The organism is Flavobacterium sp. KS-LB2 (assembly GCF_036895565.1).
Lineage (GTDB): Bacteria > Bacteroidota > Bacteroidia > Flavobacteriales > Flavobacteriaceae > Flavobacterium.
The window spans coordinates 323,014-348,370 of the sequence record NZ_CP145904.1; the positions used below are offsets into that span (position 1 = coordinate 323,014).

Annotated in this window: 25 protein-coding genes; 15 read left to right on the forward strand and 10 right to left on the reverse strand. The window is 34.1% G+C overall.

Annotation, left to right across the window (positions count from 1 at the left end):
• The first annotated feature begins 441 nt into the window (after positions 1–441).
• Both V5J73_RS01465 and V5J73_RS01470 read left to right on the forward strand, forming a co-directional pair.
• On the forward strand, positions 442–918 hold the full coding sequence (locus tag V5J73_RS01465) for an RDD family protein (protein WP_338647118.1): 477 nt from the start codon (positions 442–444) through the stop codon (positions 916–918).
• Positions 919–1,022: 104 nt separating this feature from the next.
• Complete coding sequence (locus V5J73_RS01470; RefSeq protein ID WP_338648639.1) at positions 1,023–2,369, forward strand: deoxyguanosinetriphosphate triphosphohydrolase; 1,347 nt, start codon at positions 1,023–1,025, stop codon at positions 2,367–2,369.
• Positions 2,370–2,372: 3 nt separating this feature from the next.
• On the opposite strand, the gene V5J73_RS01475 is transcribed toward V5J73_RS01470, so the two are convergent.
• A complete protein-coding gene (locus V5J73_RS01475) occupies positions 2,373–3,407 on the reverse strand; it encodes a DUF3078 domain-containing protein (protein WP_338647119.1) in 1,035 nt (344 codons plus the stop codon).
• A 38-nt stretch (positions 3,408–3,445) separates the two neighbouring features.
• A complete protein-coding gene (locus tag V5J73_RS01480) occupies positions 3,446–5,227 on the reverse strand; it encodes a 1-deoxy-D-xylulose-5-phosphate synthase (RefSeq protein WP_338647120.1) in 1,782 nt (593 codons plus the stop codon).
• Between the two features lie 38 nt (positions 5,228–5,265).
• Here V5J73_RS01480 and V5J73_RS01485 point away from each other — a divergent pair, with 38 nt between their 5' ends.
• Positions 5,266–5,709, forward strand: a complete 444-nt coding sequence (locus V5J73_RS01485) for a nucleoside deaminase (RefSeq protein ID WP_338647121.1) — start codon at positions 5,266–5,268, stop codon at positions 5,707–5,709.
• Positions 5,710–5,859: 150 nt separating this feature from the next.
• Here V5J73_RS01485 and V5J73_RS01490 read toward each other — a convergent pair whose 3' ends face one another.
• Together V5J73_RS01490 and V5J73_RS01495 are read right to left on the reverse strand one after the other, a co-directional pair.
• The gene (locus V5J73_RS01490) at positions 5,860–7,404 is read right to left on the reverse strand and encodes an Rne/Rng family ribonuclease (RefSeq protein WP_131914904.1); all 1,545 of its coding nucleotides are present in this window, start codon (positions 7,402–7,404) and stop codon (positions 5,860–5,862) included.
• 316 nt (positions 7,405–7,720) lie between these two features.
• The gene (locus V5J73_RS01495; protein ID WP_066080765.1) at positions 7,721–8,011 is read right to left on the reverse strand and encodes an HU family DNA-binding protein; all 291 of its coding nucleotides are present in this window, start codon (positions 8,009–8,011) and stop codon (positions 7,721–7,723) included.
• A gap of 133 nt (positions 8,012–8,144) precedes the next feature.
• On the opposite strand from V5J73_RS01495, the gene mutY reads away from it, so the two are divergent.
• The 4 genes from mutY to gldD are packed head-to-tail and all read left to right on the forward strand — an operon-like array spanning position 8,145 to position 11,557.
• The gene (gene mutY, locus V5J73_RS01500) at positions 8,145–9,182 is read left to right on the forward strand and encodes an A/G-specific adenine glycosylase (protein ID WP_338647124.1); all 1,038 of its coding nucleotides are present in this window, start codon (positions 8,145–8,147) and stop codon (positions 9,180–9,182) included.
• Between the two features lie 45 nt (positions 9,183–9,227).
• Positions 9,228–9,668: a single-stranded DNA-binding protein gene (locus tag V5J73_RS01505; protein WP_338648640.1), complete on the forward strand. Its 441-nt coding sequence runs from the start codon at positions 9,228–9,230 to the stop codon at positions 9,666–9,668.
• A gap of 23 nt (positions 9,669–9,691) precedes the next feature.
• On the forward strand, positions 9,692–10,987 hold the full coding sequence (locus V5J73_RS01510) for a gliding motility-associated protein GldE (RefSeq protein WP_338647126.1): 1,296 nt from the start codon (positions 9,692–9,694) through the stop codon (positions 10,985–10,987).
• Between the two features lie 6 nt (positions 10,988–10,993).
• Positions 10,994–11,557 carry a gliding motility lipoprotein GldD gene (gldD, locus tag V5J73_RS01515; RefSeq protein WP_338647128.1) on the forward strand — a complete coding sequence of 188 codons (564 nt, stop codon included), beginning with the start codon at positions 10,994–10,996 and terminating at the stop codon, positions 11,555–11,557.
• Positions 11,558–11,620: 63 nt separating this feature from the next.
• On the opposite strand, the gene V5J73_RS01520 is transcribed toward gldD, so the two are convergent.
• Positions 11,621–12,001: a heavy-metal-associated domain-containing protein gene (locus V5J73_RS01520; RefSeq protein ID WP_338647130.1), complete on the reverse strand. Its 381-nt coding sequence runs from the start codon at positions 11,999–12,001 to the stop codon at positions 11,621–11,623.
• Between the two features lie 106 nt (positions 12,002–12,107).
• On the opposite strand from V5J73_RS01520, the gene V5J73_RS01525 reads away from it, so the two are divergent.
• A complete protein-coding gene (locus V5J73_RS01525; RefSeq protein WP_338647132.1) occupies positions 12,108–12,974 on the forward strand; it encodes a DMT family transporter in 867 nt (288 codons plus the stop codon).
• Between the two features lie 73 nt (positions 12,975–13,047).
• Here the strand turns inward: V5J73_RS01525 and V5J73_RS01530 are convergent, their stop codons facing one another.
• Complete coding sequence (locus V5J73_RS01530; RefSeq protein ID WP_338647133.1) at positions 13,048–15,096, reverse strand: insulinase family protein; 2,049 nt, start codon at positions 15,094–15,096, stop codon at positions 13,048–13,050.
• A gap of 13 nt (positions 15,097–15,109) precedes the next feature.
• Complete coding sequence (locus V5J73_RS01535) at positions 15,110–16,435, reverse strand: M16 family metallopeptidase (protein WP_338647134.1); 1,326 nt, start codon at positions 16,433–16,435, stop codon at positions 15,110–15,112.
• A 234-nt stretch (positions 16,436–16,669) separates the two neighbouring features.
• Here V5J73_RS01535 and rplU point away from each other — a divergent pair, with 234 nt between their 5' ends.
• On the forward strand, positions 16,670–17,092 hold the full coding sequence (gene rplU / locus V5J73_RS01540) for a 50S ribosomal protein L21 (RefSeq protein ID WP_338647135.1): 423 nt from the start codon (positions 16,670–16,672) through the stop codon (positions 17,090–17,092).
• 22 nt (positions 17,093–17,114) lie between these two features.
• Positions 17,115–17,381 (forward strand): 50S ribosomal protein L27, encoded by a 267-nt coding sequence (gene rpmA / locus V5J73_RS01545; RefSeq protein ID WP_086453627.1) that lies wholly within the window; start codon positions 17,115–17,117, stop codon positions 17,379–17,381.
• Positions 17,382–17,531: 150 nt separating this feature from the next.
• Here rpmA and V5J73_RS01550 read toward each other — a convergent pair whose 3' ends face one another.
• The 3 genes from V5J73_RS01550 to ahcY form a co-directional block, all read right to left on the reverse strand.
• Positions 17,532–18,140, reverse strand: a complete 609-nt coding sequence (locus V5J73_RS01550) for a hypothetical protein (RefSeq protein ID WP_338647137.1) — start codon at positions 18,138–18,140, stop codon at positions 17,532–17,534.
• A 19-nt stretch (positions 18,141–18,159) separates the two neighbouring features.
• Positions 18,160–18,807, reverse strand: coding sequence for a hypothetical protein (locus tag V5J73_RS01555; protein WP_338647138.1), 648 nt, complete (start codon positions 18,805–18,807; stop codon positions 18,160–18,162).
• Between the two features lie 290 nt (positions 18,808–19,097).
• Entirely contained in the window at positions 19,098–20,414 is a 1,317-nt protein-coding gene (gene ahcY, locus V5J73_RS01560) for an adenosylhomocysteinase (RefSeq protein WP_338647139.1), read from the reverse strand.
• A gap of 248 nt (positions 20,415–20,662) precedes the next feature.
• Here ahcY and V5J73_RS01565 point away from each other — a divergent pair, with 248 nt between their 5' ends.
• Genes V5J73_RS01565 through arfB form a run of 5 tightly spaced genes read left to right on the forward strand, consistent with a single transcriptional unit; the run spans position 20,663 to position 25,199 of the window.
• Positions 20,663–21,304: a 4'-phosphopantetheinyl transferase family protein gene (locus V5J73_RS01565; RefSeq protein ID WP_338647140.1), complete on the forward strand. Its 642-nt coding sequence runs from the start codon at positions 20,663–20,665 to the stop codon at positions 21,302–21,304.
• Positions 21,305–21,340: 36 nt separating this feature from the next.
• Entirely contained in the window at positions 21,341–22,084 is a 744-nt protein-coding gene (locus V5J73_RS01570; protein ID WP_338647142.1) for a geranylgeranylglyceryl/heptaprenylglyceryl phosphate synthase, read from the forward strand.
• A 6-nt stretch (positions 22,085–22,090) separates the two neighbouring features.
• On the forward strand, positions 22,091–22,720 hold the full coding sequence (gene pnuC / locus V5J73_RS01575; protein WP_338647143.1) for a nicotinamide riboside transporter PnuC: 630 nt from the start codon (positions 22,091–22,093) through the stop codon (positions 22,718–22,720).
• The gene (locus V5J73_RS01580; RefSeq protein ID WP_338647145.1) at positions 22,675–24,798 is read left to right on the forward strand and encodes a DUF4301 family protein; all 2,124 of its coding nucleotides are present in this window, start codon (positions 22,675–22,677) and stop codon (positions 24,796–24,798) included. The genes pnuC and V5J73_RS01580 overlap by 46 nt, the downstream gene beginning before the upstream one ends.
• Positions 24,798–25,199: an alternative ribosome rescue aminoacyl-tRNA hydrolase ArfB gene (arfB, locus tag V5J73_RS01585; protein WP_338647148.1), complete on the forward strand. Its 402-nt coding sequence runs from the start codon at positions 24,798–24,800 to the stop codon at positions 25,197–25,199. Before V5J73_RS01580 ends, arfB begins: the two co-directional genes overlap by 1 nt.
• Positions 25,200–25,357 lie beyond the last annotated feature (158 nt).

Below are 25,357 nucleotides of genomic sequence, written 5' to 3' on the forward strand. Positions count from 1 at the left end.
AATTATTTTTTAAGATAATATCAATGTTGATATTATTAATCTACAACTCTTATGTCATAAGAGATTAAAGAGTTGTTAACAAAACAAATAAAATGGAAAATCCATCAAACAATGATTTTTACTACATTTTTAGAAAATGTATCACGACCAGAAATGGAAGAAGAATTTGTAAAACTGACGGAAGTTGTTTTAAAATTCGAATTAAGAAAAGCATTTAAATTTGAAAAGCAGCTGTCAATTGATAGCTGTTTTTTTTTGGTAGCTATTCCCCGCTCTCGGTACTTCAAACGAATTTCACTGAACTCTAATTAAAATAAATGCTTAGTTAAGCAGTAAGGGCTAGAACATCGAGAGTTAATAGTTGAAATTAGGTTGTAATTCACTATATTTGAGTTGTTTAATATGGTTTGTGTCCTTTTGTAATAACTAAAAATATTAAAAATGGAAAGTAAAGAATTTGCCGTCACAGAAGATTTATTAGCTTCCAAAAGTCAACGTTTTCTGAATTTTAGTATTGATTTAGGGATTGTTTATATAATACAAATTACAATTGGAACAACCATCGATATTATTGGAGATTTGACGCGAAGTTATGCTGCATCGAATTGGTTGAAATCATTGACTTTGATTGAAAATTTTTTCTTTGGACTTGTAATCTTATTTTTTTACTACGGATTATCAGAACTGTATTTCTCCAGAACTTTTGGAAAATATTTTACGAAAACAATAGTTGTCAAGCATAATGGTTCAAAGCCCAACATGAAAAGCATTATTATCCGAACTGTATCGAGATTAATTCCTTTGGAGCCTTTTTCTTTTTTAACTGCTGAGCGAGGATGGCATGATACATTATCCGTTACGTATGTGGTTAAAAAGCATGAGTTTGTTGCAAAAAAGAAATTATTTTCTGAAGAATAAAGAAGTAGAAAAGATAAAAATTGCAGTCATTTTAGGCTGCTTTTTTGTTTTTAAACACATCCTTTTCTTTATATTCGCTCCTTCTAAATACCAACAATAATATGATGAACTGGGAACAACTTTTATCACTAAAACGACAAGGCGACAAAGGCAAAAGATTGCGTGTAGAACAAGATGATACCCGCTTGGGTTTTGAAGTCGATTACGACCGTATCATTTTCTCAGCCGCTTTTAGAAGTTTGCAGGATAAAACCCAAGTTATTCCGTTATCAAAAACTGATTTTGTGCATACTCGACTGACACACAGTTTAGAAGTTTCGGTTGTTGGACGTTCTTTAGGACGATTGGTTGGTAAAAAAATCATCGAAAAATACCCGCATCTGAAAGAAGTTCACGGCTATCACATGAATGATTTTGGAGCTATCGTAGCTGCAGCATCTTTGGCGCATGATATTGGGAATCCGCCTTTTGGACATTCCGGTGAAAAAGCGATTGGCGAATATTTTTCCATTGGAAAAGGACAGCAATACAAAGACCAGCTTACGGCAAAAGAATGGCAGGATTTAATTGATTTTGAAGGAAATGCAAATGGTTTTTCGGTATTGACAGCTAGTCGTCCCGGAATTGAAGGCGGACTTCGAATTTCGTATGCGACTCTTGGTGCTTTTATGAAATATCCAAAAGAAAGTTTGCCGAAAAAACCAACAAAGGACATTGCTGACAAAAAATACGGTTTCTTTCAAACTGAAAAAGCTTTTTTTCAAGAAGTGGCTCTTGATATGGGTTTGATTCCAAATAAATCCGGAGATAATATAGGTTTCGAAAGACATCCTTTGGCATACTTAGTCGAAGCTGCGGATGATATTTGTTACACCATTATTGATTTTGAAGACGGAATCAATTTAGGATTGGTTTCGGAGGATTTTGCGTTGGAATATTTGATAAAATTGGTAAAAGACAGCATTGACACTTCGAAATATAAGACCTTAGAAACCAAAGAAGATCGCATCAGTTATTTGCGTGCTTTAGCAATTGGGAGTTTAATCAATGATGCGGTAAAGGTTTTTATCGAAAATGAAGCATTAATTTTGGCTGGGAAATTCCCGTATGCTATAATGGATAAAAGTAAGTACAAAGCACAGATGGATGACATTATCAAAATCAGTGTTAAAAACATTTACCAAAGCCGTGAAGTTATTGAGAAAGAAATTGTTGGGTATCAAATTATACAAACGTTGTTGGATAAATTCATAACAGCTTTTAATAATAAATTCAACGGAAATGCGTCTAATTACGATTCCTTAATTATGAAAATGTTGCCAGAAAAGCATCATTTGGAAAAAGAGAATCTATATGGAAGACTGCTCCATATTTGTCATTATGTGTCGCTTTTGACCGATGGGAATGCACTTGAATTATTTGAAACTATTAATGGTAGAAAGAAGAATTAATTCTTAAAAAACATATTCAATTCCTACACCAATAGCTTGTCGAACTTGTGTTTTTGGGCCCTCGGTTACTTGTATTCCTGCGATCTCTCTTTTTGATTTGATATCGTCGTCATAGATAACATGTGCTCCAATGTTTGCTTTTACATATTGATTTACTACAAGTTCTACTAGAAAATCACAATCTATATCGATGTTTCCAAAACGATTTACATAGTCAGAATATAAGCTTAGGCGATTTTCTAGATTAATATTTTTGAAGATTTCTTTTTTGTATTTATTAGTTATTAAAAATCCAAGTTCCATTTTTGATTGTTCCCCTTCGGTGAGTAGATTTCCATCCAAGTCATAGGTTGCTTTTGCAACACCAAAAGCACCTTGATTCGCTAATCTTTGGTCTAAAACCAAAGTAGTTTTAAATGTAAATGGGGAAATATAAAATGTTCTTTTCTTATCTTTATCAATATTCTCAGCACCTACTCCCATAAAAATATAGGCTGGCGCAAAAGGTTTTGAGATTGCTTTTTCTGTATTTGGATAGGCATAACCATTCGTGAATTGCGTGTTGAAATTAAATTTTGCTGAGTGATACCAATTAGAAAGAGTGTCTTTTCTATAGCCAAATGTGGAGTTTAATTGTAAGGCGTCCTCTGTTTTTCGTATATCAATTCCGTCTTGTTTGTTTAAACCATATTTAACAATTAGTTCGTTTGACCAGTTGTAATTACTCCTCGCATAAACTCTATGGAATTTCCCTTTAAACAATCCTGAAATCGAACTAGTTCCTCCTGCACTCCAGTTGACAAAAGCAACTTCAGAGATGTCGAATCCTAAACTGTTTTTTTTTGTCCAATGCGATAATGGAAGATAATGTGTTAGAGTTTGTATTTTTAATGCTACTTTCAACGGCCTATTTGCAGTTGATAGGGTTTTTATTGGACTAAGAGTATCAGATAACGGTGTAATTCTTACTTCTTGAGCAAAACAATTAAAAGAGATAGAAAGGCTAAGTATGAGAAAAGTGTAGGTTAATAGCTTCATTTTGGACTAGTTGTGTTTAAGGTTGCAAAATAATTATTTTAATAGCTCGAAAAAAGTATTTCAAGACTTTTAACGTCAATTTTACAGTATTGTTGTAATTCAGCTACAGTTCCATGTTCAATAAACTCATCGGGAATACCCAAAACGGTTATCTTTGGAGTATGCTTATTCTCAGCAGCATACTCGAGAATTGCACTTCCAAAACCACCTTTTACAGTTCCATCTTCTATCGTTATTATAGTTGTAAATTCAGTGCAAATAGTGTGTAATGCGTTTTTGTCTAATGGTTTAACGAATGAAAAATCGTAATGTGCAATAGTTTCTGGATGATTCATTTTGGCTATTGCCAAAGTAACATTATTGCCAATAGTTCCATTTGATAAAACGGCAACTTTTGTACCTTCTTTTATGCAAATGCTTTTTCCAATGGCTATTTTTTCGTACTTACCAAGATGTTGCGTTTGCCAGTCTGCAATGACACCTCGACCTCTTGGATAACGAATGGCTATTGGATGATTTAATCCTAATTGTGCGGTATATAAAATATTTTGCAATGCTATTTCATTCATTGGAGCGTATACAATCATGTTAGGAATGCAACGCAAATAAGCCAAATCGAAAACACCATGGTGCGTTGCTCCGTCTTCTCCGACTAAACCAGCTCTGTCCAGACAAAAAATTACCGGAAGGTTTTGCAAAGCGACATCGTGAATTATTTGGTCGTATGCTCTTTGTAAAAATGTCGAGTAAATATTGCAATAAACAATCATTCCTTGAGTTGCCATTCCAGCTGCCAAAGTTACCGCATGTTGTTCGGCAATTCCAACGTCAAAAGCGCGTTTTGGGAAGGCGTCCATCATGAACTTTAAAGAACTTCCCGATGGCATAGCAGGAGTAATTCCTATGATTTTTTCATTACTTTTAGCCAAATCCAATACGGTCAAGCCAAAAACATCCTGATATTTTGGAGGTAGATTTTCTTCGGATTTAATGTGGATTTCCCCTGTTGCAGCGTCAAATTTTCCCGGAGCATGATATTTTACCTGATTTTCTTCGGCTTGAAGTAATCCTTTGCCTTTTGTAGTAATGATATGAAGGAATTTTGGTCCTTTGGTTTTTTGTAAACGTTTCAATTCTTTGATAACAGCAAAAATATCATGGCCGTCAATAGGCCCCGAATAATCAAAATTCAGGGATTTAATCATGTTATTTTGCCTCGGATTTTTTCCTTCTTTTACGGCAGTGAGGTATTGTTTTAAAGCACCCACGCTTGGATCAATCCCGATAGCGTTATCATTGAGAATCACCAGTAAATTAGCATCGGTAACTCCGGCGTGATTCAATCCTTCAAAAGCCATCCCTGAGGCAATTGAAGCGTCTCCAATTACCGCAATGTGTTGTTTGTGGAAATCGCCTTTCAAATTAGAAGCTATTGCCATTCCTAATGCTGCCGAAATAGAAGTAGAGGAGTGGCCTACTCCAAAAGCATCGTAAATACTCTCACTCCTTTTTGGGAAACCGGAAATACCGCCGAGTTGCCTGTTGGTATGAAAATTTTCTCTTCGGCCGGTGAGTATTTTATGTCCATAGGCTTGATGACCTACATCCCAAATCAATAAATCGTTTGGGGTGTCAAAAACATAATGCAAGGCAATTGTCAATTCTACAACTCCCAGGCTTGCACCGAGATGACCTTCTTTTACAGCCACAATGTCGATAATAAAATCGCGTAATTCTTGGGCTACTTGAGGAAGTTGGGCTACGTCAAGCAGTCGTAAATCGGTTGGGTTATTGATGTTTGAAAGTAAATTATCTGACATAAAGCAAATGTACGAATTGAATTCTTATTTTTGTAGCTATGATAAACCCATTTACCGACGAATATTTCATGAAAAAAGCTTTGCAGGAAGCTGAAATAGCTTTTGAAAAAGGCGAAATTCCTGTTGGAGCTATTGTTGTCATTGATAATAAAGTCATTGCGCGAGGTCATAATCTGACTGAAATGCTGATTGATGTTACGGCTCATGCCGAAATGCAGGCAATTACTGCCGCTGCAAATTTTCTTGGTGGGAAATATTTAATAGGTTGTACACTATATGTCACACTGGAACCTTGCCAGATGTGTGCAGGCGCTTTGTACTGGAGTCAAATTTCGAAAATTGTGTATGGTGCCAGCGATGACAATCGCGGTTTTGTAAAAATGGGAACGCAATTGCATCCTAAAACTACCGTTGTTTCTGGAGTTTTGGCAAATGATGCTAGTGATTTGATGAAGCGTTTTTTTGTGGAGCGGAGGAAATAATATTCTTCTCCTAAATACACTAGCCCAGATAGTAGCGAAAATCCTTTTCTTTTTTTTAAAGAAAAGATTGTAGAGGATAGCTGGATTAGCTCCTTAAAATTCTAAAAAAGTGCAAAAAAAAACTCCCCAATTTCTTGAGGAGTTATTTATTTATTCTATGACAGCATTTTCTTTTTTGTCGTAGAAATGATATTCTAGGTACGTGTAAGCATCACGAGGTATAATTTTCACCCATTTTTTATGTTCAAGAAACCATTTTGAACGTAATGATGGAAAACCTTTGGTAAGGTATGCGGCCACAAAAGGGTGTACATTAAGCACAACATCTTTGTGGTTTTTTAATACTCTTTCCAGATCAAAAGCGATTTTATCAATGATTTGAATTGGCGCTTCAATTTCGCCACTTTCATTGTTTGGATCTTCTTCTCTAGTTTTAATATTTACTTCTGGTCTTACTCTTTGACGTGTAATTTGAACTAATCCAAATTTACTCGGAGGTAAGATCTTGTGTTTTGCTTTATCATCGCTCATTTCTTCTTTCAAGAAATCGAACAAGACTTTACGATTTTCAGGATTTGACATATCGATAAAATCGACAACTATGATTCCGCCCATGTCACGAAGACGCAATTGTCTTGCGATTTCGGCAGCTGCAATCATATTGACTTCCATGGCGGTATCCTCCTGGTTGGTGGCTTTATTAGAACGGTTTCCACTGTTTACGTCAATGACGTGCAAAGCTTCAGTGTGTTCGATAATAAGATACGCCCCTTTACTCATGGATACTGTTTTTCCAAAAGAAGTTTTGATTTGTCTCTCTATGTTGTATTTCTCAAAAATAGGTGTGTCTTTTGATTGATAAAACTTAACAATTGATTGTTTGGATGGTGCAATTTCTTGCAAATAATCCTTTGTTTGGTTGTACAACTCTTCATCATCAATTTGAATACCGCTGAAGGTATCATTAAATACATCTCTTAATATCGAAGAGGCTCTGTTGAGTTCTCCTAATACTTTTGATGGATGATGAGCAGTTGGTAATTTTTTACACATTGCAGTCCATCTGCTAAGCAGGTTCTGCAAATCTTTTTCTAATTCGGCTGTATTTTTGCCTTCGGCTACTGTGCGAACAATAACACCAAATCCTTTTGGTTTGATGGATTGCACTAATCGTTTCAAGCGTTCTTTTTCTTTTTTGTCTTCTATTTTTTGTGAAATAGAAACGCGGTCAGAAAACGGAACCAAAACTATAAATCTTCCGGCAAGAGAAAGCTCAGCGCTAATTCTTGGTCCTTTTGTAGATATAGGTTCTTTGACGACTTGTACTAAAACAGATTGATTGGCACTTAATACATCCGTAATAGTACCATCTTTATCTATTTCTTTTTCAAACTGAAAGGTTTTTAGGGAGAAATCTTTTAATTTACCTGCGCTTACAAGTTTTATGAATTTCAGTTGGGAAGATAAGTTAGGACCTAAATCGTGATAATGTAAAAAAGCATCTTTTTCGAAGCCTACATTTACAAAAGCAGCGTTCAATCCGGCAACTGGTTTCCTGATTTTGGCAATAAAAATATCACCAACCTGGAAGTTGCTTTTTTCTTCTTCTTTGTGTAATTCAATTAGTTTTCCATCTTTTAATAAGGCAAAATCTACGGCTTCAGAACTAGATCTAATGATTAATTCTTTATTCACACTGTAAATTTTTTATCTATTCGCCAAGGCGAACAAATGGATTAAACAATATTTTAACAGGTATTGAACCCGGGGAAAATTAGCTGGCAGTTTGCAGTGGTAAGTACGCAGTTAACTGAATACTAAAAACTGGATACTGATTACTAATTCTCAATTTCAATGAACGTTTAAAAAGAAAAAAGTAGTTTAAAACTACTTTTTCTTTTTGTGACGGTTAGCTCTCGCTCTTTTCTTACGTTTGTGCGTTGCTACCTTATGTCTCTTTCTTTTTTTACCACTTGGCATATCTTGTAGATTTTATGATTAATTAATATTATTATTTTGCTTCGTTATTTGTTTTCACTCCTTCTACAAAAACTTTTGCAGGTTTGAATGCAGGAATGTTGTGTGCAGGAATTTTTATTGTCGTATTCTTAGAAATATTTCTTCCTGTTTTCTCCGCTCTAGTCTTCACTATAAAACTTCCAAAACCTCTTAAATATACATTGTCTCCAGTTTCTAATGAATTTTTTACTTCATTCATAAAAGTCTCTACAGTTGCCTGAACATCTCCTTTTTCAAGACCTAATTTTTCTGAAATTTTCGCTACGATATCTGCTTTCGTCATTTTCTTTCCTATTTATAATGTTGTACTATTTTTTTGAGTTTGCAAATATAGGAATTTAAAAAACAATTATTCAAGCTAATTCATTAAATTTTAATCAACTAAACTTTTACTTTTGCTAACAAATAATTAAAACATGATTTTTTCTAACTTGCTAATACAATGGTATTTACAAAATAAACGTGATTTACCTTGGCGAAATACTACCAATCCATACCCTATTTGGCTCTCTGAAATCATGTTACAACAAACTCGTGTTGCACAAGGAATGCCTTATTTTTTATCTTTTACAACCGCTTTTCCTACTGTTTTTGATTTGGCGAAAGCCAATGAAGAACAAGTTTTGAAACTTTGGCAAGGATTAGGATATTATTCTAGAGCTCGAAACTTGCATCAAACTGCACAGCATATCGCTTTTAATTTGTCGGGAATTTTTCCGGACACATATAATGACTTATTGAAATTAAAAGGAGTAGGAGAATATACTGCAGCGGCGATTGCTTCTTTCTCCTATAATGAAGCCGTTCCGGTGGTTGATGGGAACGTGTTCCGGGTTTTGTCTCGTTATTTTGATATGGATACGGATATTGCTCAGGCTTCTGCCAAAAAAGAATTCGCTGCTTTGGCTTTCGAACTCATGCCAAAGGATAATCCTGCAACGTTCAATCAAGCCATTATGGAGTTTGGCGCGTTGCAATGCGTTCCTAAAAGTCCGAATTGCGGTATTTGTGTTTTCAACGAAAGTTGTGCTGCTTTACAAAAAAATAAAGTTGACCAATTGCCGGTAAAGTCCAAAAAACTTAAAGTTAGGAACCGATACTTTAATTATTTGGTTCTTGAAGATGAAACGGGAAATACAGTTATCCAGAAACGAACGGACAAAGGGATTTGGCACAACTTATATGAATTCCCTTTGATAGAAACAGAAAAAGAAGAAGATTTTGAAACTGTTGCTGCTTTTATACAAAAGGATTTTAGCGACCAATATGAAATTATAAGTATATTAGAATACAACGAAAAAAGCATCATTCATAAATTGTCACACCAGCATTTGCATATCAAGTTTTGGAAAGTGAAAATTGAAGGAACAATTGAAAACGGAATTGATGGGGGAACTTTGAGAACTTTTCCTTTCCCAATTGTGATTCATAATTTTATTGAAAAGGATTTATAGAGTTTCTAAAAAAATGTATCTTTGATAGAAATACAAAATCCTACAATGAACGGAACATTAAATAAGGTTATGCTAATTGGATTTCTTGGTGATGATATCAAAATGCATTATTTCGACGGAGGCAATTGTATCGGAAGATTTCAGTTGGCAACAAACGAAGTGTATATCAATAAAACCACCAATGAAAAAATCACTTCTACGGAGTGGCATAATTTGGTAGTACGCAATAAAGCGGCTGAACTTTGTGAAAAATACCTTTCTAAAGGAGATAAAATCTACGTGGAAGGTCGCATTAAGTCACGTCAATGGCAATCAGAAGACGGAAGTACGAAACACACCACTGAAATTCAGGTAACTGAATTTACTTTTCTTTCTACAAAGAAAGATAGTGAAAGTAACAAACAAATTCCTGTACCTGATGTTCCAAAAAATACTAATTTTGACCCAGAAAATAATGTCTTGCCTATTAATGACTTGCCATTTTGATTGTTTAATTAATCTTAACTAATTTGGACCCAGAGCCCAGTTTATTTTTCTCATACGCTATTGATGCTAATGTAGTGTTTGGTTTTGTAGGAATTGCCATTTTGCTGTTTTGTTCCGCATTAATTTCAGGAGCTGAAGTAGCCTTGTTTTCGTTGTCACAAAAAGACATCGACGAAATAGTACAGGAAAATAACTCTAAAGGGAAAATTATTTCGGAACTTTTAGCAAAACCCAAAAAATTGGTTGCAACGCTTCTGGTTGCGAATAATTTCATCAATATCTCCATAATACTTTTGTTTTCGGTAGTTGGAAAAACGATTTTTTCGGCAGTAACAGTACCACTTTTAAAATTTATTCTAGAAGTATTAATCGCTGCTTTTTTAATTTTATTATTCGGTCAGGTCTTGCCGAAAGTGTATGCCAGCAGAAACAATATAAAGTTTGCTAAACTGATTGTCTATCCAATTGCTTTTTTGGACACATTGCTTTCGCCAATAAGTTTGCCCATGCGCGCTGCCACAATTTATTTGCATAACAAATTAGGAAAGCAAAAAACAAATTTCTCTGTCGATCAATTGTCTCAAGCGTTGGAATTAACCTCTTCGGATGAGACTTCTACCGAAGAACAAAAAATTTTAGAAGGAATTGTAAGCTTTGGAAATACCGATACCAGACAAGTGATGAGTCCGCGAATTGATATTTTTGCTTTAGAAATAGACGAGTCTTTTACCGCAATTTGTCCCAAAATCATAGAAAAAGGATATTCCAGAATTCCGGTTTATCGGGACAATATAGACCAGATAGAAGGCGTTTTGTATGTCAAAGATTTATTGCCACATATTAATACCAATGAATTTGACTGGAAATCGTTGTTGCGAGAGCCTTTCTTTGTTCCAGAAAACAAAAAACTGGACAATTTGCTGAAAGATTTTCAAAGTATGAAAAGTCATTTGGCTATAGTAGTTGATGAATATGGAGGAACTTCTGGGTTAGTTTCTTTGGAAGATGTTATTGAAGAAATTGTAGGCGATATTAGTGATGAATTTGATGATGAAAATATTAATTTTTCACAAATTGATGATAATAATTATCTTTTTGAAGGAAAAGTAAATCTCAAGGATTTCTACAGAATAATTGATGTTGATGAAGAGTTATTCGAAATCAAAAAAGGAGAAGCGGAGACACTAGCTGGTTTTATTCTTGAAATTTTAGGTAATTTCCCCAAAAAAAATCAAAAAATTACCTTCGAAAATTATCTCTTTACCATAGAATCGGTAGATCAAAAAAGAGTAAAGCAAATAAAAGTAACGATTGAATAAGTAAAAATGGTAAAAAAAAGAATCGCTTTTTCGGCAATAATTGCAGTCTCATTCTTGAGTTTTAGTTGTAAAGATGATGTCTTACCAAAACCATCAAGCTATTTGCGATTGGATTACCCGGAAGCCAAATATGTAAATTTTGAGAACGAATGCCCTTTTGCTTTCGAAATGAATGCGGATGCTATTATCAAAAAAGAGACCGATTGTGGCTTTACGATTACATATCCAAAAATGAAAGCGACTATTTATCTCACCTATAAACCCGTTGCGAAAAACATCAATCAACTGTTGGGTGATGCACAAAAATTGACCTATGAGCATGTGATTAAAGCAGATGATATTCTAGAGCAACCGTATTTGAATTCCGATAAAAAAGTCTATGGAATGTTTTATCAGGTAGAAGGAAATGCGGCAACAAATTCACAGTTTTATGTTACTGATAGTACTAAACATTTTGTAACAGGCTCAGTTTATTTCTATGCAAAACCCAATTACGATTCTATTATGCCAGCAGCCAGTTACATCAAAAATGACATGCAGCGACTGATGGAAACCCTGAAATGGAAATAATATTTCATAAAAAAAGCATTCGCCAGTAACGAATGCTTTTTTTGTAGAATTTGAAAGTCTGGATTACGACTTCATATTCGAAACTTTGTATGTTTTTCCATCAGCAGCGGCTTCGACAACTTTGGTCAATTTAGCTGGAGTTTGAACTGTTTTGTCAAAGGTTACGGTGGCTAATTTTGTGTCAAAATCTACCGTTGCTTTTTGAACGCCATCTAGTCCGGTCAAATCTTCTTGAATTGTTTTGGCACAACCCACAGCGCAAGTCATTCCCTCTACAGAGAAACTCGCTGTTTGAAGATTGGCAGCTGCAATTTCCTTTTTAACTTTTGGAGCTGCTGTTTCAGTAGTTTCTTTTGAAACAGTTTCCGATTCTTTTTCTTTGCAGCCTACAAATAAAACACTTGCAAGCACTAGTGTTACGATTGATTTTTTGAAATTCATCATATTGAAAATTTAAAAGATTAAAAGCATATTTATGAATGGCAAAATTAATTAAAAAAAGAAGCACTAATTCATAAAATAATTACAATTTTGGGGCAAAATTATCTTTATGGAATCAAAGCAGTTAAAATGGGTGTACTTGATGGTTCTTGCCTTAGTTTGGGGGAGTTCATTTATATTAATTAAAAAAGGACTAATAGGTTTGACAGCTTTGCAATTAGGATCGTTGCGAATTATTTTTGCAGCTATTTTTTTAGTGCTGATAGGGTTTAAAAGTTTGTCAAAGATTCCAAAGTTTAAATGGAAGTATATTGCCTTGACCTCAATGTTTGGAACGTTTATTCCTGCTTATTTATTTGCTATTGCCCAAACCGAAATTGATAGCTCTGTAAGTTCTATTTTGAATTCTCTGACTCCTTTGAATACATTAATTTTAGGAGCTTTGGTTTTTGGATTGCAATTCAAAAGAAATCAGATTTTTGGAATTCTAATTGGTTTAATAGGAAGTGCATTGTTGATTTTGAACGGTGCAATTCATCATCCAGAACAAAACTATTATTATGCTATTTTGGTTTTAATAGCTTCAATATGTTATGCCGTCAATGTGAATTTAATCAAGAAATATTTACATGATTTGAGTCCGTTGAGTATTACTACCGGTAATTTTATGGTGTTGTTTTTTCCGGCATTCATAATCTTGTTTTTATCCGGTTTCTTTGAAGTGGTTCATGATGTGAAAGTACAGGAATCGGTTTTGTTTATAATGATTCTTGGGGTTGTAGGAACTGGAATTGCGAATATTCTGTTCTTTAAACTCATCCAAATGTCTTCGCCCGTTTTTGCTACTTCTGTTACTTATTTGATTCCTGTTGTTGCTTTTTGTTGGGGATTATTAGACCATGAAATGCTTACGCCAGTGCAGTTTTTTGGTGCTTTTATTATTTTAATCGGAGTGTATTTGTCAGCGAAAAAATAGATTTAGAAATAGCATAAAAAACAACAAAGGCTGCCTATTTCTAGACAGCCTTTGTACTATTTAGAAGATTTGATTACTGAAAATCAGCATCAGTAACACCTTCGTTGATTTTTACATCAGACATTTTTATATCCAATTCAAAACCTACATTTTGGATGATATTAAACGGAACTTTAACTCCTTTTACTTCTTTATAATCTCCATAATTGGTAGTTTGTGTAATGGTTTGTCCGCCTTGTTCCATTACTTTCGATTCGGCTAGTTTTAGTCCTGAGGTCACATCATAATACAAGGTTGTTTTTCCATTTTTTACAGCATACGCGTCTTTTCCATTTATTGTCTCAATGCCGTTCAAGAGTAGCCCTTCTTTTTTAGAAAGCAATAATTCTTCAAAAGTCGTTGCGCTAGCTTTCATCTCGGTAAGCGTCGTTCCTTCAATGTTCTGGCGTTGCCCTTGTTGCATTACATAAGCGCCTTTTTCATTTACTACTTGTTTCATCAGGCTCATGGTTCCCATTGCTAATTCGACCATTATTTTGCCTTTAACATCAATTTTTGAAGTAAAGGTTAAAGGCGATGGTGCTTGAGGAATAGTTGTAGTTCCGTTCATCACAATCGTTTTTACTGCAGTAGCCGCTTTTTCTCCACCAATAGCTTTGATGTAATTATCAATAACACTTTTTGCTGTTACACCTGCAGGAACATCTTTTTTGAAAACCGGTTTTTCCATTGGGTTCCCGTATTTGTCAAAATAAAACATTGGAATTTTTAATTTTTCCAAAGCTGGAATCACTTCTGATCCTTTTCCGGCAATAATGATTCGTTTGTTGTCTAAAAGGAAATATTTGTTGGCTGCACGAAGTACATCATCGGCAGTTACTGCATTGATTGTTTTGATGTAGTTCTCATAAAAATCTTTTGGAAGATCTTCAGTCTCAATATTCAAGGCGTATCGTGCAATTGATTGTGGTTTTTCTACCTGCATCACAAATCGTCCTATATAACCAGCTTTTGTATTGCGGAGTAGTTCTTCGCTTACTTTCTCAGTTCGTATTTTTTTTATTTCTTTGATGAATTCCACTACAGCACTATCAGTAACTACATTTCTTACCGCCGAAGTTGATCTTAACTTAGTTACATATTTTCCGCTTCCTATTACAGAGCTAGCGCCATAAGTCCATGCGTGTTGTTCTCTTAAATTCATATTAAGGTAACTGTTGAAGTCGCCACCAAGAATAGAAGTTGCGATTACGGCTGGGAAGAAATCAGGATCACTCATTTTTAAATTTAGTGTATTCACTAATGAAATCTCCGACTGTACTGCATTAGGCACGTCAACAAAATTGATTTGGGTAAACGGCACATTTTCTGGCGCGGCATAGGTCAATTTTGGTGTGCTTCTTTTTTGCCATGCCCCAAATAGTTTCTCTATAATTGGTTTTGCTTCTTTGTATTTGATGTCTCCAATAATCACCAAATACGCATTTTCAGGAACAAAATAATTAGTATAATTAGCTTGAACGTCTGCAAGAGTTACGTTTTTAATCGTTTCTTCGGTCATGTATTCTCCAGATGGGTGGTTTTTTCCAAAAGCAAGTGCATCAACTACCCTGTTTGCAATTGCGGGAACACTTTTTTCCTGAGATTTAAGTCCTTCTAGTAATTTTGCTTTTTCTTTCTCAAATTCTTCTTGAGTGAAATTTGGGTGTAAAGCTCCTTCGGCCATCAATTCCAATATTCGTTTAGAATATTTAGAAAGAGTGCTAGCGTAGGCTCCTTGAGAATTAAAATTAATATCGGCTCCTAGGAAATCAATTTCTTCATTGAAAGCATCTTTTGCTAATTTTTTGCTTCCGTTTCCTATCATGCTGCTCGTCAATTCGTCAACTCCTTTTTTATTGCCTTCCGCATAAGGGGCGTTGTCTAATGAAAGACTGAAACTAACTTTTGGGAGTTTGTGATTTTCAACAATCATAACCTTCAAGCCATTTGTGAGAACAAAAGTTTGTGGTTTTTTAATGTTTACTACTGGTGAAGCTCCAGGTTTAGGTTGTGTGCGCTCTTGTGCCTGCATAATTCCTGTTACCAACAAAATGAATAATAATATATTTGTTTTTTTCATGATTGAGAATGTCTTAGTTTTTAGCCTGTTCGGTTGAAGGGATGTAGTCCAAAAGCAATCTTTGGTTTGGATTCAAGTATTTTTTTGCTACGTCTCTAATTTCTTCGCGAGTGATAGAATGTAAAAGCTCAATCTCGGTGTTGATTAGATTGATATCGCCGTAAAGCATATAATAAGTCGCTAAATTTTCAGCAATTCCTTCTACATTTGAATTGGCATTCACAAAATTATTGTCAAACTTGTTTTGTAGTTTTTGGAAATCTTTTTCAGAAATCAATTCGGTTTGAATTTTTACAATTTCTTCGTCAATTTCAGCAAGAATACTTTCTGCTGTGTTTGGAGCTTGAGGTAAGCCATAGATAATGTAGCTTCCGTAGTCTTCTTGACTGTTACTAAAAGCCCCAATTTGTAAAGCCATTTTCTTATCGTCTACTATTTTTTTATATAATCTAGAGCTTTTGCCATCACTTAGAATAGAAGAAATCATATCTAATACTCTGGCGTCTCTGGTTTTCATAGATGGTGTTCTGTAGGCGGCTACGATTGCAGGAATTTGAATGTTTGCATCTTCAAATTTTGCTTTTATGGTTTGAGTAATCGGTTCTTCAACAAATGTCTCTCGTTGAATAGCAGCTCCTTTTTTTATAGGTCCAAAATATTTCTGAATCCATTCTTTGGCCTGATTTTTTTCGAAATCACCTGCAACTACTAAAACAGCATTGTTTGGTATGTAGAATTTTTTATTGAACGCTTGGAATTCCTCTAAGGTTGCGGCGTCTAAATGGCTCATGGAGCCAATTGTTGACCAGCGATACGGGTGTTTTGTGAAGATATTCTTTTTTACTTCTGCTAAAAAGTTTCCGTAAGGTCTATTGTCAAAACTGGTTCTTTTCTCTTCCTTTACAACTTCATTTTGAGTATCAACCCCAATTTGATTGATTACAGGATGCATTAATCTTTCGGATTCCATCCAAAGGGCTAATTCTAAATTATTAGAAGGGAATACTTCATAGTAATAGGTTCTGTCATCCGAAGTGTTGGCATTGTTAGTACCTCCATTTCCGGTTACAATTTTCATCCATTCGCCTCGTTTAATGTTTTCAGTTCCTTCAAATAATAAATGTTCAAAGAAATGAGCAAAACCAGTGCGGTCTGGTTTTTCATCTTTGGAACCTACATGGTACATTACAGAAGTCACCACTACTGGCGCAGAAGGATCGTTATGCAGAATGACATGCATGCCATTGTCTAAATTATATTCTTCGAAAACTACTTTTTGAGCCGAAGCTACTCCACCAAGCATGAGTGCTGTACTTAAGGCCATTATTGATTTTTTCATATTGGATTAATAATTTTTTATTTTATATAAGTAACAAAAAAAAAAGGATTGTTACATCAAAAACACAATGGATTCAAACTTTAACAATTGTTCATTTTGTTTTTTTTATCAAACAGCATTAAAAGTATGATAAATCAGGGTGTTAGATGTGTTTAATTTTTTTTGTTTTACTAATTGCACGTTAAATATTTAATTGTATATTTGCAACCTTAAAAATTATTAAAACAATTCAGTATGTATGCAATCGTAGAGATAGCAGGGCAACAGTTTAAAGTAAGCAAAGACCTAAAGGTTTACGTTAACCGTTTGACAAATGAAGAAGGTTCGAAAGTTTCTTTCGACAAAGTTTATTTGTTAGATGATAACGGTACAATCACAATAGGCGCCCCAGCTATAGAAGGTGCTTCAGTAGAAGCTAAAGTGTTACAACACTTAAAAGGAGATAAAGTTATCGTTTTCAAAAAGAAAAGAAGAAAAGGATACAAAAAGAGAAACGGTCACAGACAATATCTTACTCAAATTGTAATTGAAGGTATTACTGGTGTTGGTGCAAAGAAAGCAGCTCCTAAAAAAGCAGCAGTTGAAGCAACTACAGAAGAAGTTGAAGCTCCAAAGAAAAAGGTAGCTAAAGCTAAAAAAGAAGACACAAAAGAATAATAACAAAATAAACTAATACGTCATGGCTCACAAGAAAGGTGTCGGTAGTTCTAAGAATGGTAGAGAATCAGAATCAAAACGTTTAGGCGTTAAGATATTTGGTGGTCAAGCTGCTATTGCTGGGAACATCATCGTAAGACAAAGAGGTTCAAAACATAATCCAGGTGCAAACGTTTACATTAGTAAAGATCACACACTACACGCAAGAGTAGATGGAGTTGTTTTCTTCCAAAAGAAAAGAGATAACAAATCGTATGTTTCTATCCTTCCATTTGAAGTTGAAGCATAATTGATTTTCTCAATTATTTAAAAACCCATTTCGAAAGAAATGGGTTTTTTGTTTTTATCTTGAATCAGTTCTAATGATTTTAACATGGAAGATGTAATAGAATTAGATGTTGTGATTTGTTAGTTTCATTACTTGAAATGAAGTTTTTAACTATTGTAATTTGAAATAAAATAATTCTCTATTGCCGCACACTAATTCAGTATAATTATCGTCTATTTTTTCGCCTACATAATATGCTTTTAATTCGCCGGTAGTTGAATCAATTTTATAATCCCAAATTTCATTATTGGAATTTAAAAATTCAGTAAAGGAATATGACTCTGGATTTTCTGAAAATCTGTTCTTTTCGGTTTGTACTAATTTCCATTCTCTGGAATTCTTATATAATTCAAAAAAATGTATTTCTTCTGCAGTAATATGAATCATTTTTCCAACTAAATTATCTTCTCGTATTGCCCAATTACCTTCTTTGGGGATCCATTTCCATTTTCCTATTACTTTATTGATTTTATTTTCTCTTAAGATAAGTTTTAATGAATCTGCTTTTTTAAGTGCAAGCATTGCAATTTCTGCTTTTGGATTAATATTGGTACTTGTATTAAAGGTTCTTATTGCTTCTAAATAATCCCCACTCTCACTCGTTTGTATTGCTAGTTTATACAGTTGCTTTTGGTATTCGCTGCGGTCGTTATCTTGTGCTAGTAAGTTTTGGAAAACAGTTATCAACAGTATAACTAAGTAAGGCTTGATTAGAGTCATAATGTTTTTTTCTTATGATTTATTCTTGTATAATCAAATACAAAGTTATGGAGTTTATTTGTCTTAATTTTTCGCTAAACACTAATTTATTTTGAATATCCCTTAAGTGCGATTGTACAACTAGCCCATTTGGCATTTTCCTTGTCACTCTCCAAACCTCAAAAGCTGTTGAAAATGTCAATAGTGGTTGATGATCCAAATCAGTATCAAAAATATATTGTAAAGTTCCTAATTTTTTCCTTTTTGCTCTTTTTAAATCATTACTCAAAAAGGTGATATGCTTGTACGCTTTATTACTTATAATGGTGTCATTAACTTCTGAAAAATGATAGTTATTTAGTTGGTATAGAAATAGATAAGTGTAATTCCGAATCTCATTTCTTGCTATATAAATATTTTTATTATTGAAAATACTATTGCTAACTTTCTTCTTGACATAAACTCCATTTGAGTCAATAAATTCAATATTTGAAGTTGTACTATCTAACATAATCCTGTAGATAGAATAAGAGTTGTCTTTTGAATTAGTGTAGTAGGTCTTAATACAGTTTTTAGTTGTGTCTAAATGATTTGTAAATTCATAATCTGTTTTACTGTCAAAGTAATATATGTTCTGGGAATAACAAATTGTAGAAATAAGTACTGTAAGGACCCAAAGTTTCTTCATAACTGTCTTTTGTATTTAAAGTCTTAGCTAAAGTATTAAATTAAATAACTGCTGCAGTTGTAATACCCCATTTTTTTACACTATTCTACTTATTTGCATGAGGGATAGCAGCGGCATTCTTTTATGGAGCGCAGCGCAATAAAAGATACAGCGAATAGCCCGACCCGTAGTTGCGAGGAGGAACGACGCTGCAAACTGAAGAGTCATGCCCAAAAACAAAAAACCCTTGCATTAATGCAAGGGCTTATCTATTTTTATTTAGCTAGTCACTAAGGACTAATTACTAATTTCTAGTATCTGTAGTATTCTGGTTTGAACGGTCCAGCTACTTCAACACCAATATATTCTGCTTGATCAACACGTAAAGTCTCTAATTCAACACCTAATTTAGCTAAGTGCAACATTGCTACTTTCTCGTCAAGGTGTTTTGGTAACATGTACACGTCATTGTTGTATGCCGCGCTGTTTTTCCATAATTCGATTTGAGCTAAAGTTTGGTTTGTAAATGAGTTACTCATTACAAAACTTGGGTGACCTGTAGCACAACCAAGGTTTACCAAACGACCTTCAGCAAGAACAATGATGTCATTTCCAGCGATAGTATATTTGTCTACTTGTGGTTTGATCTCTACTTTAGATGCGCCGTGGTTGGTGTTCAACCAAGCCATATCAATTTCGTTATCAAAATGTCCGATGTTACAAACGATAGTTTTGTCTTTCATTTTCTCGAAATGAGAACCTAAAACGATGTCTTTGTTACCTGTTGTTGTAATTATAATATCAGCAGTAGCGATAACGGTATCTAATTTTTTTACTTCAAAACCGTCCATTGCAGCTTGAAGCGCACAAATTGGATCAATTTCAGTAACCGTAACAATAGAACCAGCACCTCTAAAAGAAGCAGCTGTACCTTTACCTACGTCACCATAACCACAAACGATTACTCTTTTTGCAGCAAGCATAACATCAGTTGCACGACGTACTGCATCAACTGCAGATTCTTTACAACCGTATTTATTGTCAAATTTCGATTTAGTAACCGAGTCATTCACGTTGATTGCAGGCATTGGCAATGTTCCCGCTTTTACTCTTTCGTACAATCTGTGTACTCCAGTTGTAGTTTCTTCAGACAATCCTTTGATTCCAGCTACTAATTCTGGGTAACGATCAATAACCATATTAGTCAAATCTCCACCGTCATCAAGAATCATGTTCAATGGTTTTCTGTCTTCGCCAAAGAATAAAGTTTGTTCAATACACCAGTCAAAATCTTCCTCGTTCAAACCTTTCCAAGCATAAACCTGAATTCCTGCAGCAGCGATAGCAGCAGCAGCCTGATCTTGAGTAGAGAAAATGTTACAAGAACTCCAAGTCACCTCAGCACCAAGAGCAATTAAAGTTTCAATCAAAACCGCAGTCTGGATTGTCATGTGCAAACATCCTGCAATACGAGCACCAGCAAGTGGTTGTTCGTTTTTATATTCTGCACGAAGCGCCATTAAACCTGGCATTTCAGCTTCTGCTAGTTCAATTTCTTTTCTTCCCCAAGCTGCTAGAGAAATGTCTTTAACTTTGAAAGCCACAAAAGGCATAGTCGATGTACTCATTTATAGTATATTTGTATTGTAAAAATTTTTGCAAATTTACGGAATAACTTTAGAATTTAACTATTTTCTAGAAGATTTATGAATTGTTTAATTCGCTAATCTTTTGAACATTAACTAAATAATTTCTTGAAGCTGAACTTGTTTTGGTTTTAGGAGCTATTTCCCGTTATTCGCTATATCTTTTTACACGCAAAAAAGCGTGAAAAAAGGATGCCGCTGCTACCGGGGCTAAAAATCAGGATACGACTATGCCATTATTCAAAACCATACAATTTTCCCGAAGCATCGGAGCTATTACCCAAATTCTAATTTGGAAAGTAACCGAAACCTATGCAGAGTTACTAGAACAGGTGGTTTTAAATGACAGCAACCGCATTCGCCTGAACGGAATGAAATCAGAAATACACCAACGCGCTTTTCTTAGTGTTCGCATGTTATTACAAGAAACGGGTCACACGGATTTAGATTTGTATTATGACGAATTCGGGAAACCACATCTTCATGGAGAGAAGCACATTTCGATAACGCATTCGCATAATTTTTCGGCCATAATCATCAGTGACGAAACCGTAGGAATCGATATCGAATTACAAAGAGATAAAATCACTCGAATTGCCGATAAATTTTGTGACTCCGAATTTCAATTTCTAGAACCAGAGAATGCTGATTATATTCGGAAACTTACCGTTATCTGGGGTGCCAAAGAAGCTATTTTTAAAATTAGAAACGAAAAAGGAATCAGTTTCAAAGACCACATTAAAGTTGAGTCTTTTGAATTGCAAAATAATAAAGTCACTTCAGAACTTCATTTTAATGCTTTAGTTAAGGATTTCAATATTCATTTTGAAGAAATGGAAGGCTTCACTTTAGTTTATGCATTTGAAAATTAAAACCAACTGCAAATTCGCAAATTCGCGGTAAAACGTATGACAAATATTTATAAAGACATTTTAAAAGCAAAAAGCGAGAATGCAAAATTACTCGCCATTCTTCTTGATCCTGATAAAATTGATTTGAACACTATTGAAGTACTAATTTCAAAAATATATCAATCTCCAGCGACACACATTTTTATTGGAGGAAGTTTGGTTACAACAAATATTCTTGACGAATTGATTTTAAAAATTAAAAAAAGGGGTAACTTACCTATTGTTCTTTTCCCAGGCAATCCGTCTCAAATTTCAGATAAAGCAGATGCTATTTTGTTTTTGACTTTAATCTCTGGTCGCAATCCGGATTTTCTAATCGAACACCAAGTAAAAGCAGCACCTATTTTAAAGAAAACGCAACTCGAAATCATTTCTACTGGTTATATTTTAATTGAAAGTGGCAATGAAACTGCCGTGGAACGCGTTAGTAAAACCAAACCTTTAGATAGAAATAATCTGGATTTAGCATTAGCAACGGCACAAGCTGGCGAAATGTTAGGGAATAAATTGATTTATCTAGAAGCGGGAAGTGGAGCAAAACAAGCTGTTTCTATGGAAATGATTAAAAAAGTAGCTCAAAATATTGAGATTCCGTTACTAGTTGGAGGCGGAATTGTAGATTTACAAGGCATTCAAAATGCGTATCAAGCCGGAGCCGATTTAGTGATTATAGGAACCGCTTTTGAAAACGACACAAATTTTTTTAATTCTGAAATCAACAATCGTCAATCAACAATCTAAAATCAAATGATAGAATACTTTTTTTCGCAATATAAGGATTACCCAACTTTAGATATAGTTTTAGAAATTGTGGCTGTCATTTTTGGTTTGTTAAGCGTTTGGTATGCTAAGAAAGATAATATTTTGGTTTTTCCAACGGGATTAATAAGTACTTCTATTTATGTTTATTTGCTTTGGAAATGGACTTTATGGGGCGATATGATGATCAATGGGTACTATTTTGTGATGAGTATTTATGGCTGGTATCATTGGACCCGAAAAAAAGAAGATACGGTAGAGTTTCCAATTTCAAAAATTTCAAGCTCTGAAAAACGAATTGCGATAATTCTTTTTATATTTACCGTCGCTTTTGTGGTTTCGGTGTATCATTATTTCGGAAAATTCACCACTTGGTATGCATATGTTGATACATTTATTACAGGAATTTTCTTCGTAGGAATGTGGCTCATGGCCAAAAGGAAAGTAGAAAATTGGGTATTTTGGATTATTGGAGATGTAATTTCAATTCCATTATATTTTTCAAAAGGGTTTACCTTTACAAGTTTTCAATACATAGTATTTACAATTGTTGCCATTTTTGGCTATTTAGAATGGAAGAAAATCTCAGACAGCTCTCAAACGGAGCTACAAAAATAATTAAAATAGCGCTATTTGGCCCAGAAAGTACTGGAAAAACCACATTAGCAAAACAACTCGCTGAATATTATAAAACAGAATGGGTTCCTGAATACGCACGCGAATACCTTCAAGAAAAATGGGATAAAAATCAGCAAATATGCGATGTTGAAGATATGCTACCCATTGCTTATGGTCAAACTAAATTAGAAAATGAAAGCGCTTTAAGGGCTAATAAATATCTTTTTTGTGATACTAATCTATTGGTGACCAAAGTTTTTTCGGAAGTGTATTATGATTTTTGTGATCCATTATTGGACCAAGCAGCTCGAGAACATGAATACGATTTGTTTTTTCTTACCGATATTGATGTTCCGTGGGAAAAAGATGATTTAAGAGACCGTCCTGATGAGAGAGAGTCTGTATTTGCAATTTTCAAGCAATCTTTAATTGATAATAAAAAACCATTTGTAATTCTTTCAGGAGATAAAAAATTACGACTGAAGAAAGCCATAGCGATTATCAATAACTTGTCAAAAGCTAAAGAAATGGGATTTTCATCTCTAGATTTTGTTCAGATTTATGAGCATGGTGTTCCATTAAAAAATATCCAGCAACAACTTAGCTTTTTTAGAAACGGAATAGCAAAGAGTAATCTGGTAGGACCAGCAACTTTATTTAATGGTATTTTAAAATTATCAGAAAATAATTTCCAAGAAAAGGCTGCTTTCTTCGATGAAAATAAATCTAATTTTAAATTAGAAAAATTTGTTCCTGCCTCTGGAGCGGCAAGCAGAATGTTCAAATTTTTGATTGCTTTTTTAAATGATTTTGATATTGAGAACGAAACTATCAATGCCTACATAAACAAGAAAAAAGATACTGAGTTGTCAATTTTTATAGTAGGTTTAGAAAAATTTCCATTTTTTAAGACCATTGATAAAAAATTAAGAGAGGAATTTTCTGATTTTGAATCTCTCGATAAGGACAGTAAAAACTATTATTTTATAAAATTACTTTTAGCAAAAGATTTCTTTGACTTTGCTAATAAACCTAAAGGAGCGCTTCCTTTTCATAAATATCAAAAACGTATTGTAACCCCTGTTGAAGAGCATCTTCAGGAGTGTGTATATTATGCGAGTTCAAACAACAGTTCAAATTTGCATTTTACAATGTCTGAAGCGCATTTGGGTCAATTTGAAACTATAATTAATGCCATTAAAAATGAAGCTGAAAGAAAATCAGAAACAACAATAAATGTAAGCTATTCGTATCAAAATAAGAATACCGATACCATCGCAGTAGATTCTGAAAACAATCCATTTAGAGATGAAAACGGGAGGTTGTTTTTTAGACCAGGAGGTCATGGCGCTTTGATTGAAAATTTAAACAACCTCGATGCTGATATTGTATTTATCAAAAATATAGATAATGTAATTCAAAATAATATCGAAAAAACGGCTCGGTATAAAAAAGCATTAGCCGGGATTCTGATAGAATTGCAACGTCAAATTTTTAAGTATTTGCATGCAATTGAGGCTAAAGAAATTCAAGAGGAATTTATTGATGAAATAGTGCTTTTTTTAGAGGAAAAATTGAATGTTAGAATTCCATACGATTTTTATAAACTTAGTTTTGAAAATAAACTAATTGAAATGAAGTCTGTTTTAAACAAGCCGATACGAGTTTGTGGAATGGTAAAAAATGAAGGAGAAGCCGGTGGAGGTCCATTTTGGGTAAAAGATAAAGACAATTCTATTTCGTTGCAAATTGTTGAAAGTTCACAAGTTGATTTATCAAATGAAAATCAAAAAAATATACTTAATGCGTCGACTTATTTTAATCCTGTCGACTTAGTTTGCGGAATAAAAAACTACAAAAAAGAGAAGTTTGATTTGACTCAGTTTGTAGATCATAATAGTGGGTTTATTGTAGAGAAAACAACTTTTGGAAGGAAAATTAAATCGTATGAATTACCTGGATTATGGAATGGTGCTATGGCAAACTGGATAACCATTTTTGTTCAAGTTCCTTTAATTACTTTCAATCCGGTCAAAAGCGTAAATGATTTATTAAAATCAGCGCACCAGCCGCAATAATGGAAATCGAAAAAATCATATCCGAATTAAGTTTTAAAGCCGTCCGCAGCAGTGGAGCAGGTGGCCAAAACGTAAATAAAGTTTCCTCGAAAGTGGTGTTAACATTTGATTTGAAAAATTCTAAAGCCTTGACCGAAGATGAAAAATTTTTGGTTAAAACCAAATTATCTTCCAGATTAACTACTGATGCTGTTTTAGTATTGAATTGTGATGAAGACCGAAGCCAGTTTAGAAACAAAGAGATTGTTATCAAGCGTTTTTTAGAGCTTATCAAAAATGCGCTTTTTATTCCCAAAGAACGTAAGCCTACTAAAATTCCAAAATCGGTTATTAGAAAACGAATAAAGGATAAAAAAAGCCTTTCTGATGTCAAGAAAAATCGTAGAAAACCAGATTTTTAAAATTTATTTCAATTCATAATTTATAATTCACAATTTATAATTAGTTTTGCGCTGTCTCAAAGGGGTGCTCTAAATAACGAGCTGAGATTATACCCAAAGAACCTGGACAAGTAATGTTGTCAAGGGAAAAAATGACAAAAAAATAGGGTGCACACTAC